At 67.5% G+C, this 13,600-nt stretch carries 12 protein-coding genes; 9 read left to right on the top strand and 3 right to left on the bottom strand.

The genetic code is table 11. The annotated features are described in order from the left end of the window. The first annotated feature begins 43 nt into the window (after nucleotides 1-43). The 5 genes from ASE02_RS09875 (at nucleotide 44) to ASE02_RS09855 (ending at nucleotide 5,110) form a co-directional block, all read left to right on the top strand. A complete protein-coding gene (locus tag ASE02_RS09875; RefSeq protein WP_056733676.1) occupies nucleotides 44-1,132 on the top strand; it encodes a phosphatidylinositol-specific phospholipase C1-like protein in 1,089 nt (362 codons plus the stop codon). Between the two features lie 143 nt (nucleotides 1,133-1,275). Further along, nucleotides 1,276-2,184, top strand: coding sequence for a LysR family transcriptional regulator (locus tag ASE02_RS09870; RefSeq protein WP_056733675.1), 909 nt, complete (start codon nucleotides 1,276-1,278; stop codon nucleotides 2,182-2,184). A 121-nt stretch (nucleotides 2,185-2,305) separates the two neighbouring features. Beyond that, the gene (locus ASE02_RS09865) at nucleotides 2,306-3,511 is read left to right on the top strand and encodes an MFS transporter (protein ID WP_056733673.1); all 1,206 of its coding nucleotides are present in this window, start codon (nucleotides 2,306-2,308) and stop codon (nucleotides 3,509-3,511) included. After that, nucleotides 3,508-4,593 carry an alpha/beta hydrolase gene (locus ASE02_RS09860; RefSeq protein ID WP_056733672.1) on the top strand — a complete coding sequence of 362 codons (1,086 nt, stop codon included), beginning with the start codon at nucleotides 3,508-3,510 and terminating at the stop codon, nucleotides 4,591-4,593. The genes ASE02_RS09865 and ASE02_RS09860 overlap by 4 nt, the downstream gene beginning before the upstream one ends. A gap of 28 nt (nucleotides 4,594-4,621) precedes the next feature. Beyond that, nucleotides 4,622-5,110: a cupin domain-containing protein gene (locus tag ASE02_RS09855; RefSeq protein ID WP_235536661.1), complete on the top strand. Its 489-nt coding sequence runs from the start codon at nucleotides 4,622-4,624 to the stop codon at nucleotides 5,108-5,110. Nucleotides 5,111-5,232: 122 nt separating this feature from the next. Here the strand turns inward: ASE02_RS09855 and ASE02_RS09850 are convergent, their stop codons facing one another. Further along, nucleotides 5,233-5,634 (bottom strand): GFA family protein, encoded by a 402-nt coding sequence (locus tag ASE02_RS09850; protein WP_056733670.1) that lies wholly within the window; start codon nucleotides 5,632-5,634, stop codon nucleotides 5,233-5,235. A gap of 105 nt (nucleotides 5,635-5,739) precedes the next feature. On the opposite strand from ASE02_RS09850, the gene ASE02_RS22325 reads away from it, so the two are divergent. From ASE02_RS22325 to ASE02_RS09845, 3 genes are all read left to right on the top strand, one after another. Beyond that, nucleotides 5,740-5,880 carry a hypothetical protein gene (locus ASE02_RS22325; protein ID WP_156406000.1) on the top strand — a complete coding sequence of 47 codons (141 nt, stop codon included), beginning with the start codon at nucleotides 5,740-5,742 and terminating at the stop codon, nucleotides 5,878-5,880. 80 nt (nucleotides 5,881-5,960) lie between these two features. Continuing rightward, nucleotides 5,961-6,113: a hypothetical protein gene (locus ASE02_RS22320; RefSeq protein WP_156405999.1), complete on the top strand. Its 153-nt coding sequence runs from the start codon at nucleotides 5,961-5,963 to the stop codon at nucleotides 6,111-6,113. A gap of 69 nt (nucleotides 6,114-6,182) precedes the next feature. Continuing rightward, a complete protein-coding gene (locus tag ASE02_RS09845; RefSeq protein ID WP_056733668.1) occupies nucleotides 6,183-7,160 on the top strand; it encodes a CorA family divalent cation transporter in 978 nt (325 codons plus the stop codon). 15 nt (nucleotides 7,161-7,175) lie between these two features. On the opposite strand, the gene ASE02_RS09840 is transcribed toward ASE02_RS09845, so the two are convergent. Together ASE02_RS09840 and ASE02_RS09835 are read right to left on the bottom strand one after the other, a co-directional pair. After that, on the bottom strand, nucleotides 7,176-8,465 hold the full coding sequence (locus ASE02_RS09840; RefSeq protein ID WP_056733666.1) for a dicarboxylate/amino acid:cation symporter: 1,290 nt from the start codon (nucleotides 8,463-8,465) through the stop codon (nucleotides 7,176-7,178). A gap of 107 nt (nucleotides 8,466-8,572) precedes the next feature. Beyond that, nucleotides 8,573-10,246, bottom strand: a complete 1,674-nt coding sequence (locus tag ASE02_RS09835) for a putative 2OG-Fe(II) oxygenase (protein ID WP_056733664.1) — start codon at nucleotides 10,244-10,246, stop codon at nucleotides 8,573-8,575. Between the two features lie 270 nt (nucleotides 10,247-10,516). Here ASE02_RS09835 and ASE02_RS09830 point away from each other — a divergent pair, with 270 nt between their 5' ends. After that, nucleotides 10,517-13,480, top strand: a complete 2,964-nt coding sequence (locus ASE02_RS09830; RefSeq protein ID WP_056733662.1) for a TonB-dependent receptor domain-containing protein — start codon at nucleotides 10,517-10,519, stop codon at nucleotides 13,478-13,480. Nucleotides 13,481-13,600: the final 120 nt, after the last annotated feature.

Here is a 13,600-nt window from a genome sequence, read left to right as displayed (position 1 = left end):
CGCTGTCACAGCGCCGCCGTGCAGGCGCCCTAGGGAGGGGCTCATGATCGCCATCGTCTTCGCCGCCGCCGTGGCCCTCGCCGCTCAATGCGATCTGGAGGCGCCGTCCGGCCAAGCCGGCTGCACGCGCGCGGCGGTCGACGCCCTGAAGATCAACCAGGTTCAGGCGGTCGGCAGCCACAATTCCTACAAGCAGGCGATCTCGCCGCGCCAGATGGCGCTGCTGCGCTCGGCCGACCCGAAACAGGCCGACGGGCTCGACTACGCCCATCCGCCGCTCAGCGTCCAACTGGACGCTGGCGCGCGGCAGTTGGAGATCGACGTCCTCAACGACCCGGACGGCGGCCGCTACGCCGCGCCGCTGGCCATGAAGATGGCCAATGACCTGCCCTACGACCTGACGCCCCTGAAGGCGCCGGGGCTGAAGGTGATGCATGTCCAGGACATCGACTACCGCTCCAGCTGCCCGCGCTTCACCGATTGCCTGGGCCAGATCCGCGCCTGGTCCAAGGCGCACCCGGGTCATCTGCCGCTGTTGATCCTGCTCAATCTCAAGGAAGGCGGGCTGAGCGTGCCCGGCGCGGTGATGGCCGCGCCCTTCGACGCCAAGGCCATGGACGCGGTGGACGCCGAGATCGCCTCGGTGTTCCCGGCCGCCGAGCTGATCACGCCAGGCGGCGTCCAGGGGCGTCATGCGACCCTGCGCGAGGCGGCCGCTGCCGGCGCCTGGCCCACGCTCAAGACCGCGCGGGGCAAGGTGATGTTCGCCCTCGACGCGCCGGACGAGCAGGTCGCCCTCTATCGCGGCGCCCGCAAGACGCTCGAAGGGCGGGTGATGTTCGTCAACACCGCCGAGACCTCGCCCGCCGCCGGCTACATCACCCTGAACGAGCCCGCCGCCCAGAGTGAGCGCATCCAGGCCGCGGTGCGCGCCGGCCTCATCGTCCGCACCCGCGCCGACGCCGACACGATCGAGGCGCGGACCAACGATCAGACCCGGGCCCAGGCCGCCTTCGCCTCCGGCGCGCAGTATGTCTCGACCGACTACATGTTCCCCGATCCCCGCCGCGGCCCCTATCAGGTCCGCTTGCCGGGAGACCACGTGGCGCGACGCAATCCGGTCGCGCGTTGAGGGATGGGCGAAAAGTCCGGTCATCAGTCTGCGCCCAAGCGAGCTTCAGGCTATGGGTCCCGCGAGATTGTTGATCTCCGCTCAATGTAGCAAGAGTGTGGAGACGGGCTGAGTTCGAGCCTCGTTCCTGACCGGGCTGCGCAATGCAATTTCGACGTTCAGATTTCGCGGACCTCTCTTATTTCCTGGAGATCGCCAAGCACCGGAATTTTCGTCGGGCGGGCTTGGAGCTTGGCCTGAGCGCATCGGCCCTAAGCCACGCCCTCCGAGGTTTGGAAGAACGCCTGGGCGTAAGACTGCTGAATCGGACGAGCCGCAGCGTGACGCTGACCGCCGCCGGTGAGGCTCTTCAGGCCGCGGTCCAGGATCCATTTCTGAAGATCGCCCAAGCCCTGGATGTGGTGAACCGGTTCCGCGACGCGCCGATGGGTCGGGTCAGGCTGAGCGTGCCCAACGATGCGGCCGACCACCTCCTGGCGCCGGTGCTGCCCACCTTCATCGAACGATATCCCGACGTCGAACTGGAGGTGTCGGTCTCCAATCGGCTCATCGACGTGATCGAAAAGGGTTTTGACGCGGGCATACGGTACGACGGCACCGTTCCCGAGGACATGGTGGCGCAGCGATTGTCGGCCGACATCCGCTGGATCGTCGTGGGGGCTCCAGCGTACCTCGAACGCTTCGGCGTGCCCGCGCACCCGAACGATTTGCAATCTCATCGCTGCATTCGGATCAGGATCGGAGACGACAGTCTTTACCGCTGGGAATTCGAACGCGGTGACGAGCAACTCGCAATCGCTGTGCCGGGCAGCCTCGTGGTCGATGACGGCCGCCTTGGCCTGGCTGCGGCGCGCGACGGCGTCGGCCTAATGTACGTGGCTGACACCATGGTCCGAAGAGAACTGGCCAGCGGCGAGCTACGCATCGTTCTCGGCGATTGGGCGACCTCGAGCGGCGGGTACCACATCTACTATTCGAGCCGCCGCCAAGTGCCGGCGGCGCTCCGCCTGTTCATCGACCTGGTCCGCGAGCTCCGGCCGCTCGGCCTCTAGTCGCCCTTTCGATCGTTGAATTTGGCGCAACGGTCCATCGCGCGATCAGCGGCTGATGCAGTCGCTGCGCGAACGCTATCTCACGGGCCTCGGGTACGTCGCCCCCAGGTCGTGAGAGCCCATGTCGATCCAAACTGCAATTGCATCCGATCTCCCGCAGCCGACCCAAGGCGCATGGGGCGCGGTCGCCGCGCTCACGCTTTGCGTCTCGACGCTGATCGCCTCGGAGTTCATGCCGGTCAGCCTGCTGACGCCGATCGCCGCCGATCTGCACATCACTGAGGGGCGCGCGGGCCAAGCGATCGCGATCTCCGGCTTGTTCGCCGTCCTGACCAGCCTCGTCATCTCCTCGGCCACGCGCAAGATCGATCGCAAACACGTGCTGCTCGCGCTGACCGGCGTGATGATCCTCTCGGGTCTGATCGTCGCCTTCGCGCCGAACGCCACCGTCTTTATGGCGGGACGGGCGCTCGTCGGCGTCGTGATCGGCGGCTTCTGGTCGATGTCCGCCGCCATCGTAATGCGTCTTGTGCCCGAAGATCAGGTCCCGCGCGCTCTTGGGGTCCTGAACGGCGGCAATGCGCTGGCCACAACAATCGCGGCCCCGCTGGGAAGCTTCATGGGCCAGTACATCGGCTGGCGCGGCGCGTTCTTCGTCGTCGTACCGCTCGCCGCTATCGTACTGGCCTGGCAGCACTTCAGCCTTCCCGCCATGCCGCCTCGCGCGACGCCGCGCACGGGCGGCGTGTTTCGGGTGCTGCGCCGGCCAGGCGTCTCGCTCGGCTTCGCCGCCGTGGCCTTGTTCTTCACTGGGCAGTTCGCGCTCTTCACCTATCTGCGCCCGTTCCTGGAGACGGTTACGGGGGTCAGCGTGTCGAGCCTGTCCTTGATCCTTCTGGGACTCGGTCTCGCCGGCCTCTCAGGAACGTGGCTGATCGGCCAACTGCTGCCGGCGCGCTTGGGCCTTCTGCTCGTGGCCGCCCCGCTCGCCCTGGCGGCGATTGCGGTGGGGCTCATTGCTTTCGGCGCCGCGCCGCTTCCGACCGCAGCCTTGCTCGCCGGTTGGGGACTGGTCGGCACGGCTGCGCCCGTCGCCTGGTGGACCTGGATCAGCAGGACCCTGCCCGACGATGCCGAGGCCGGCGGCGGCCTGATGGTCGCCGTCATCCAACTTGCGATCACGCTTGGGGCGTCACTCGGCGGCGTCCTCGTCGACGCTCGCGGCTACCACACCGCCTTCGGGGTCAGCGCCGCCATCCTCGTCAGCGGGGCGATGCTCGCAGCAGTCGGCGCCCGCGCGACATCCCGCACAGGAGTTCCCGAATGAGACTGACCTCGGCCGCCGCAGGCCGCCTTGGCCGACGCGATGTTCTGAAACTCAGCGCCGCCGGCCTCGCCACCGCCGCCCTGCCGCTCGCCCCAAACCCCAGCTCAGCAAAGGCCCAAATCATGTCCAATCAGTGGGATAAGGTCTTCCCTCGCAGCGAGAAGGTCGACCACGCAAAGGTCACCTTCAAGAACCGCTATGGCCTCACGCTGGCCGGCGATCTCTACACGCCGAAAGCTCGCGGCTCCGCGCCCCTCCCGGCGCTGGCGGTCGGCGGCCCGTTCGGGGCCGTCAAGGAGCAGTCCTCGGGTCTCTACGCCCAGACCATGGCCGAGCGCGGCTTCGTCAGCTTGGCGTTTGATCCGTCCTTCACGGGCGAGAGCGGCGGCGAGCCCCGCAATGTCGCCTCGCCTGACATCAACACCGAAGACTTCAGCGCAGCCGTCGATCTCCTCGGCCTGCAGCCGACGGTCGACCGCGACCACATCGGCGTCATCGGCATCTGCGGCTGGGCCGGCATGGCGCTGAACGCGAGCGCCGTGGACAAGCGCATCAAGGCGGTCGCCACCACCAGCATGTACGACATGTCCCGGGTCATGGCGCGGGGCTACTACGACAAGCTCACGACCGACGACCGGACCAAGATGCTGGAGCAGATGAGCCAGCAACGATGGGTCGACGCGGAGCGGGGCTCGCCGGCTCCCGGACCGCGCATCCTGCCGGAGACGCTGGACGGCGTAACCGATCCCGCCGCCCGCATGTACTTTGACTACTACCGGACGCCGCGGGGCTTTCATCCGCGGTCGCCGAACTCCAACGGCGCTTGGACGGCGACGAACGCGCTGTCGTTCATGAACATGCCGCTGCTCACCTACATCAAGGAGATCACGCCACGGCCGATCCTGCTGATCGCTGGCGATAGCGCGCACTCCCGGTACTTCAGCGAAGACGCGCATGTAGCGGCGGCCGAGCCGAAGGAACTCCTGATCATAAAGGCCGCCGACCACGTCGACCTCTACGACCGGGCGGACAAGATCCCCTTCGACAAGCTGCAAGCCTTCTTCAGTCAGCATCTCGGATGATGGCCCGCCGCGATCGGACCCTGGCCCAATGATCAGGCTCGCAATCTGGATCGCCGCCCTCGTATCGGCCACGACCGCTGACGCAGCACAGCAAGGAACCAAGACGATGGAAATCACCCGCAAGGCAGACCTGAAAACCGTCGACGGCCCAGCCGATTACTTCACCGGCAAGGTCACGATCACCGGTCAATTCCAGCGGCCCGAGCCGTCCAGGGTCAGCGGCGCCATTGTTCATTTCGAACCCGGCGCTCGAACGGCCTGGCACACGCATCCGGCGGGTCAGACGCTGCTCGTAACCGAAGGTGTAGGCTGGACCCAGATTGAGGGCGGTCCGAAGCTAGAATTCCACGCCGGGGACATCCTCTGGTGTCCCGCCGAACACAAGCACTGGCACGGTGCTACACCGCATCAGGCCATGACCCACATCGCCATCCAGGAGTCGGTCAACGGCTCGCCGGTCACCTGGATGGAGAAGGTTTCCGACGAGGAATATCTCGCGGCTAAGGGCGACCAATAGCAGCGTTCAGGGATAGTCGTGGAGGTCTGCTGGCAAACGGGGCAAAGGCTGGGGACCGGCAGGTCGAAGCTGACCGGCGCCTTCGATCTGTCGACGGGGACGGCCCTGACGACACTGGGCGCTCAAAACGGCCGCGCGTCGGGGTACTGCGGCAGGTCGTCGGTGATCGGCCACCAGTTGGCTTTCGAGGCGGTGTAGAAATGGAAGTCGAGCTCGCTTTCGACCGCGCCGTCCAGCGTGCCGACCCGCACGCGCATGACGCCGGGCTTGCTCTTCAGGCGGCTGAACAGCGGGCCGCCGCAGCGGCCGCAGAACACCCGCTCCTTGCCCGGCGAGGACTCGTAGATCCGCAGGTCATCTTCGCCTGAGAGCAGGGTGAAGTTCGCCGTTTCGACCGGGATATTGGTCCCGAACGGCCCGCCCTGGGCTTTGCGGCAATCGCCGCAATGGCACACCTGGATCGGCGCGAGGTCGCCCGCGATCTCAAAACGGGCGGCGCGGCAATGGCAGGAACCGGTGTGCATGGGATCTCCGGGGAAGGGCGCTGCGGGCGGTCTTTTTGCGCGGGGATCCGAAACTAACCAAACGCTTTTACCAGCGATTGACCGAACGTTGTTATTCGCGAGGATATGACGCGCTTCTCTATCCCTTACGAGGATCCCGAGCCCAGGAAACCGCCCCCGAGCGGCTGGGCCATCGTCCGCGTCTTCATCTGGACCCTGCTGCTGGCCTGCGTCGGCCTCTGGTGCTGGGCGATGCTCGCGGCCTGACTTTCCTCCGCTGACCAGGTTGGCCCGGCCTTTGCGGCCTGACGCCCATGAGTGGTCAGATCGTCCCAGCGGAGGACAACATGCGGTTCACGTTTGCAGACAGCCCGGTCGAGCTCCCCCGGCGCAATGTCGTCCTGGTCTGGGCGCGCCGCGCCTTCGACATGATCGTCATCGGCGCGATGGTCTACGCCGCCGCCGAGACCCTGGCCTTCCTGCGCGGCCTCCTCGCCTAGCACCGTCATCGGCCTGTCATCCAAAGGTCGCATCACCAAGCCTCAGTGCGGCTCGGGAGTGTGCGGCGGATGGGGCAAGCCAGCGGGTTCCTTTGGGCCTACGCCTTTCATGAGGGCGGCGCGGAGCCGCTCACCGACCAGACGTTCGAGATCCCGCCGGGCGATCCCAAGGCCTGGGTCTGGACGCACTTTCCGCTCAGCGACCAGCGCGCGCGGCTCTATCTGGAAAACCAGCACGACATCCCGGCGCCGGCGCGCGACCTGATCCTGCGCACCGACCAGCGGGTGCAAATCCAGTTCAGCGGCCAATGGGCGTTCGGCGTCCTGCCCGATCTGGAGCGGGACCTGGACGGCCGCCCCGTCGGCGCCGGGCGGCTGTTGTTCGCCTTCGATGGGCGGCGATTGATCACTGCTCGCCGCCAGGCGCTGCGGGTGGTCGACGAGGTGCGGCGCGAGGTCGATCGCGGCGCGCTGATCGCCAGTCCGGCCGACGCCGTGGTGCGCCTGATCGAGCGCTATGTCGATGTCTCCGAACAGCGGCTGCATGACGCCGCCGAGGCCCTGGACCGGGTCGAGGACCGGATGCTGGGCGATCATGGCGAGGTCGAGGGGCTGAAGCTTGGCCCCACCCGCCGCGGCCTGTCGCGCGACCATCGGGAGTATCTGGGCCTACGCAGCGCCCTGCACCGGGCCTGCGTCCCGCGCGAGGACCACCGGGTGGCCCTGTTGCCCCAGCACCTGCCCAGGCTGGCGCAGGAGGCCGAGGATCTCGACCGCGAGGCCGCCAGCCTGCAGGAGCGCGCGCGTCTGCTGCACGAGGAGCTCGACACCCAGATCACCAGCGCCACCAACCGAAGCATGCGGGCCCTGACGGTGATGTCGAGCCTGCTGATCCCGCCGACCCTGATCGTCGGGGCCTTCGGCATGAACCTCTCGGGCATTCCCTTCGCCGGCTCGCACAGCGGCTTCGTCGCCGCCTGCGTGCTCTGCCTGGCGGTGGTGGGCGGCGCCTATTGGGTCCTGCGGCGGATGCGGATCATGCCCTAGCCGCGCGGCCTTCCGTCAGGCCGGCAGCTTGACGGGTTCGCCGGCCGCGTCGGGGCCCAGGTCCAGGTCCAGGTCCTCGATGTCGTCGAGCTCGCCTTCCCACTTGGCGACCACGGCGGCGGCGACGGAGTTGCCGACGACGTTGGTGGCCGAGCGGCCCATGTCCAGCAGGTGGTCGACGCCCAGCACCAGGGCGATCCAGGCCTCAGGCAGGCCGAAATAGGTGAGGGTGGCCATGATCACCACCAGCGAGGCGCGCGGCACCCCGGCGATCCCCTTGGACGTCACCATCAGCAACAGCAGCATGAAGATCTGCTGCTGGACGGTCAGGTGCACCCCATGGGCCTGGGTGATGAAGATGGTGGCGAAGGTGCAGTAGAGCATCGAGCCGTCGAGGTTGAACGAGTAGCCCAGCGGCAGCACGAACGAGACGATGCGGCGGCGCACGCCCACCTTGGGCAGGCCGTCGAGGATCTTGGGATAGGCCGCCTCGGAACTGGCGGTCGAGAAGGCCAGCAGGGCCGGGTCACGGATGACGCCGAACAGCGGGATCACCCGTTTGCCGATCACCAGGAAGCCGGCGATGAACAGCAGCACCCACAGCAGTCCCATGGTCGCATAGAAGCCGAGGACGAACTTGCCGTAGACGGCCAGCATCGACACGCCCTGGGTGGCGATGGTCGAGGCCAGCGCCGCGAAAATCGCCAAGGGGGCCAGCTTCATCACGAAACCGGTCACCTTGAGCATGATCTGGGCGCCCTGCTCGACCAGATCGAGGACGGCCGGCGCCTTGTTGTCGAGCGCGGCCACCGCGGTGCCGACGAACAGCGAGAAGACGACGATCTGCAAGATCTCGTTCTTGGCCATGGCGTCGACGATGGAGGTCGGCACCAGGTGGGTGATGAAGCCCTTCAGGGTGAAGGCGTCGGTGGTGGCGGCGGCCGGGGCGCTGGCGGCGATGGCGGTCTGCATGTGCAGGCCCGCGCCCGGTTGCAGCAGATGCACCATCATCAGGCCGAGCAGCAGCGAGACCAGCGAGGCGCCGATGAACCAGCCCATGGTCTTGACGCCGATCCGGCCCACGGCCGCGGCGTTCTCCATGTGCGCGATGCCCGCGACCAGGGTCGTGAACACCAGCGGCGCGATGATCATTTTGATCAGCCGCAGGAAGACGTCGGTGACCAGGGACAGGCCGTCGGCGGCCCGTGCGGCCTGGGCTGGATCAAGGAACTGGTTGCACGCCCAGCCGACGCCGACCCCGAGGATCATGGACATGACGATCAGCATGGCGAAGCGGCGATTCATGGGCGGCTCACGGTTGGCGGCGGACCGTGAGGCGCGTGCTTCACGGTATCGGCGCGACCCCCAGGTCGCACTCGCTTGGTCATAAGACGCACAGCCGCGCGCCGACCTCACCTGGAAACGGCGACGTCCTCGTCGGGGACCAGGTCGAAGGCGATGGTGGTGCGCACCTGGTCGCCGCCGAACGGCACGGTTCCGTGCCACAGATAGGATGGGAACAGGACCAGCAGGCCGGGCTCGGGCCGCACGAAATGCTCGGCGCTCAGGCTTGGCCGGGTCGGGATCGGCGGCGCGCCAAACCGGATCCAGCCGGCGTGATCGCCCTGGTCCTGCACGGCCGGCGGCACGTCGATGTAGCAGGCCGAGGAGATCCAGCCCTCCGGGTGGATGTGATCGACGTGGAAACCGTTGGGGCGCAGCCGCACCGACCAGGCGCCGTGGACGCGGTGGGCGCCGTGGTTGCGGGCACGGAAAATGTCGCTGCCCTGGCCGACCGCGTCGCGATAGGCGGCGATAGGTCCCTCGACAGCCTCGAAGAAGGCCCGCACCACCGGGTGCTCGCTTTGCAGCAGGTTCTGCGAGGTCTGGGTCCCGCCGCGCACCGACTGTTCGATCGGGTGGGCGTTCAGGGCGTGCAGCTCAGAGAGCGCGACGCGCAGGTCGGCGAGATAGGCGTCAAGGTTCGCCCAGCCGCGCGGGGTGTCGATGGGACTGGCGCGGACCAGGGCCTGATAGTCCCAGAGCCGCCGATAGCGGTTGTCGCCGGCCAGCCGCCAGGCGGTGGCCAATGCGGCCGCGGCTTCCTGGTCCCGGGGGTTTTCGGCTAGCAGCCGCTCGGCGATCTCCGCGCCCTTGCCGGGGTGTCCCAGAGCCAGCTCCGCATGGGACAGGGCGCGGCGGGCTGACGGATCGGTGGGGCGACGCTCCAGGACCTGCCCGATCAGGGCGTGGCTGCGTTCGGGCGCCTGGCTCAGCAGCAGTTGGGCGGTGTCCAGCATCAGGCGCGGATCGCCCGGCGCCTGCGCCAAGGCCTGCTCGGCGAAGTCCAGAGCCGTCTGGTCGCCGGCGATATGGCTGAGCAGGCGGATCTTCACCGCCGACAGGGCGGCGACCACGCCCGGCTGCCCGGTGGCGGCGCTCAGGGCCGCGTCGATGGGTTGGACGGCCAGGGCGACGTCGCCGGTCCGCATCCAGATGAGCTGGCCCAGGTCGCGGATGGCGTCAGCATAGCTGGCGCGCCGGGCGACAGCGTGGCGGAAGGCGTGCTCGGCGTCGTCGAAACGGCGCAGTCCCTGCAAGGCGCGGCCATAGACCAGCCAGGTCTCCGGCGCGTCGAGACCCAGCGAGAAGGCGCGTTCGGCCTCCGCGACCGCCTCGCGGTCACGCCCGGCGTCGCCGAGGCCCGAAGCGACGTTGTGAGCGGCGACCGCGCTTTTCGGGTTCAGGCGGGCGGCGTCCACATAGTCAGCCAGCGACTCGGCCTTGCGGCCCATCTGCTTCAGGGCGGCCGCGCGCGCCGACAGCGCCTCGGGCCAGACCCGCTCCGCCTGAACGAAGGGGGTGATGATCGCCTCGGCCTGCGCCGCGCGCCCGCTGGCGGTCAGCAGACGGGCCAGGGCGGCGGCGGCCTGCACGCAGCCGGGCTCCCGCGACAGTACGTCGCGGTAGAGCTCCTCGGCCGCCGCGCTCCGGCCGATCCGCGCCAGGCCACGGGCGCGGTCCAGATCCTGGGCGGCGGCGGCCGAGATCTTTGGCGCTGCGTCGAGTTGCTTTTCCGGCCGCAAACTTGAGATTCCACGCTATTGCGGCAGGGACAGGGAGCCTTGCACGCACGCCCATTGTGGCGGCGGGCTGATCGGCCTGTCCAGGGGCGCCCCTGCTTAGCGATGCGGCGCCGGGCCTTGGCGGATCAGGCGCTGACCCCGCCGGGCGAAAAGTTTCAATTCGGACATGTGGCTCTGGAGAGCCGCTGCGTCTTGGAACCGGACGCGCGAGGGGCGTGTCGTCAAAAATCCAAGGGCGGTCGCATGAATTCTAGTTCGTTGAAGTGGCTTATGGCGGGTAGCTGCGCCATCAGCGCCTTGCTCGCAGGCGCGGCGCAGGCGCAGACGGCCGGGAGCGAAGTGGCTGTTGAGGAAGTCGTCGTCACCGGTTCGCGCATCGCCCGGCCTGACTACGTCGCCAACAGCCCGATCGTTTCGGTCGGCCAGGCGGCCATCGAAAACACCGGACAGGTGACCGTCGAAAAGTCGCTGTCGCAAATGCCGCAATTCTCCGGCTCGTTCGGCCAGGGCAACACCGGCTCGACCTCGACCGGCCTGAACGGCGGCCAGTCGTACGCCTCGCTCCGCGGCCTGGGCGCCAAGCGCACCCTGATCCTGATGGACGGCCGCCGCCTGCAGCCTTCCAACCCGGACGGCTCGGTCGACCTGAACACCATCCCCGAAGCCCTGATCGAGAACGTCGAAGTCATCACCGGCGGCGCCTCGACGGCCTATGGCTCGGACGCCACCGCCGGCGTGGTGAACTTCCGTCTGAAGCGTAACTTCGACGGCATCACCGTCGACAGCCAGTACGGCATCTCCGAAAAGGGCGACGCCGAGTCCTTCAAGATCGCGCTGACCGCTGGGTCGCAGTTCAACGAAGGCAAGGGCCGGGCGGTCATCTCGGTCGACTACACCAACCGCGACCGCGCCCTGCAGAGCGCCCGCGACTACTACGTCTTCCGCACCTCGGCGCCGGGCCTCAGCACCATTCCGCAAGGCACCGTGCTGTTCGGCGCGAACCTGCCGACCCTCGCCTCGGTCAACAACGTGTTCGTGGGCCAGTACGGCACCAAGGCTCTGACCGGCAACTCGGCCGGCAAGTACACCGGCCAAATCGGCTTCAACACCGACCAGACGCTGTTCTCCACGGCCGGCGTTCCGGTCCAGAACTTCCGCGATCCGCAGACCGACAGCGCCTATATCGTCAACTCGAACGCCGCTGGCACCCAGCAGCAGGTCAACTTCGGCTACAATGGCTCGTCCATGCAGTCGGACCTCGACCGCTATTCGGTGTTCGGCAAGGTCGACTACGACCTGTCCGACACCCTGCGCTTCTTCACGCAGTTCACCTTCACCGACTATGAGTCCGTCGGCGTCACCAACCCGACCCTGGCTTCGAACGTCTACGGCCTGTCCGTGCCGGTCTCGAACCCGTTCATCCCGAACGAATTCAAGGCCATCCTGGCCTCGCGTCCGACCCCGGGCGGCGCTTTCACCTTCTACAAGGCGCTCGATATCCTCGGGCCGCGGATCCAGAAGTACAGCTACACCGTCTACCAGCTGACCTCGGGCCTCGCGGGCGATGTCGGCTTCAAGGACTGGACCTGGGACGCCTACGCCTCGTTCAGCAAGGCCAGCTTCGACAACGAACAACTGGGCGGCGCCAGCGCCAGCGCCACCGCGCGTCTGCTGAACAGCCCGACGGGCGGCACCGAATACTGCGCGGGCGGCTTCAACCCGTTCGGCAACCTGACCCCGTCCGGCGACTGCATCCGCTACATCAGCCGTCGCACGCTGAACCAGAACACCCTGGAGCAGCGCACGATCGAAGCCAGCGTGCAGGGTAGCGCGTTCGAACTGCCGGCCGGCGACGTCCGCTTCGCCCTCGGCGCCGACTACCGCAGCAACGAGTACACCTTCACCCCCGACAGCCAGCTCAACCAGCCCGACGGCACCAGCGACGTGCTGGGCTACAGCGTGCTGCGCGACGCCGGTGGTTCGGTGGACACCTACGAGCTGTTTGGGGAAGTGCTGATCCCGATCCTGAAGGACATCCCCTTCATCGCGGAACTCAACACCAACCTCGGCTATCGCTTCTCCGACTACAGCTCGGTCGGCGCGATCCACACCTACAAGGCCGACTTCGACTGGAAGGTCATCGACGGCCTGCGTCTGCGCGGCGGCTACAACCGCGCCATCCGCGCCCCGAGCGTCGGCGAACTCTACGCCCCGGTCTCGACCGGCAGCGTGGCGATCGGCACCGCCGGTCCGACGACGACCGACGGCGATCCCTGCGATGTGCGTTCGTCCTTCCGCCGCGGCGCCAACGGGGCTCAAGTGGCCGCGCTCTGCCTGGCGCAAGGCGTGCCGGCGAACATCCTCGACAGCTACCAGCTGGGCACCGCCCAGGTGTTCGCCCTGACCGGCGGCAACCCGGAACTGGAAGAAGAAACCGCCGACACCTTCTCGTTCGGCGCGGTCATCCAGTCGCCGTTCGAGTCGCCGTTGTTCAGCCGGATGTCGGCCTCGCTCGACTGGTACAGCATCAAGGTGAAGGGCGCTGTCGGCCAACTGCCGATCAAGAACTCCTTCCAGTTCTGCTACAACGCCGGCGGCGCGAACCCGACCTACGATCCGAACAACTATTACTGCCAGCTGCTGACCCGCAACAAGGCGAGCGGCGTGCCGCTCAACCCGGTTCAACCGCTGTCGAACCTGGGCCAGTTCGAAACCACCGGCGTCGACTTCCAGTTTGACTGGACCATCGACCTGATGGACGTCGGCCTCGGCGACAAGGCCGGCTCGCTCGGCTTCAACGTCGCTGTCGGCTGGCTGGATACGTTCAAGATCCAGGGCCTGCCGGGCGCTGCGACCTACGATTATGTCGGCACCTGGAACACCGCCGTCGAAAGCAGCGCTGGTCTGGCTCACCCGGAGTGGAAGTCCGTCACCACGGCGACCTACACCAACGGTCCGGCCAGCATCGGCCTGCGCTGGCGCTACCTCAGCGAAATGGAGAACTCCGCCAAGGTGGTCACCCCGACCAGCACCTCGCGCGGCGTGAAGGCCTATCACGTGTTCGACCTCAACGGCCGCGTGAAGCTGCCTTGGGAAACCGACCTGCGCTTTGGTGTGAACAACCTGTTCGACGAAGCTCCCCCGCAGGCTGGCGACACCGAGGGCAACTACGACGCCCAGAACTACGACGTGCTTGGCCGCGCCTACTATGTGGGCGTCCGCAAGCGCTTCTAGGCCACGACAGGGCGCTCCTCGGCCGATGTGGCCGGGGAGCGCCTAGAGATCCGCATCGTCCTTGCGGCGAAGGGCGTCGGCCGAGAGGTCGGCGCCCTTCTTCTTTGGGGCAAGGCGTCG

Source organism: Phenylobacterium sp. Root700 (assembly GCF_001429025.1).
In the GTDB taxonomy this organism is placed as follows: domain Bacteria; phylum Pseudomonadota; class Alphaproteobacteria; order Caulobacterales; family Caulobacteraceae; genus Phenylobacterium.
Note: the sequence above shows the minus strand (reverse complement) of the source record. Positions and strands in the feature narration are given on the sequence as shown.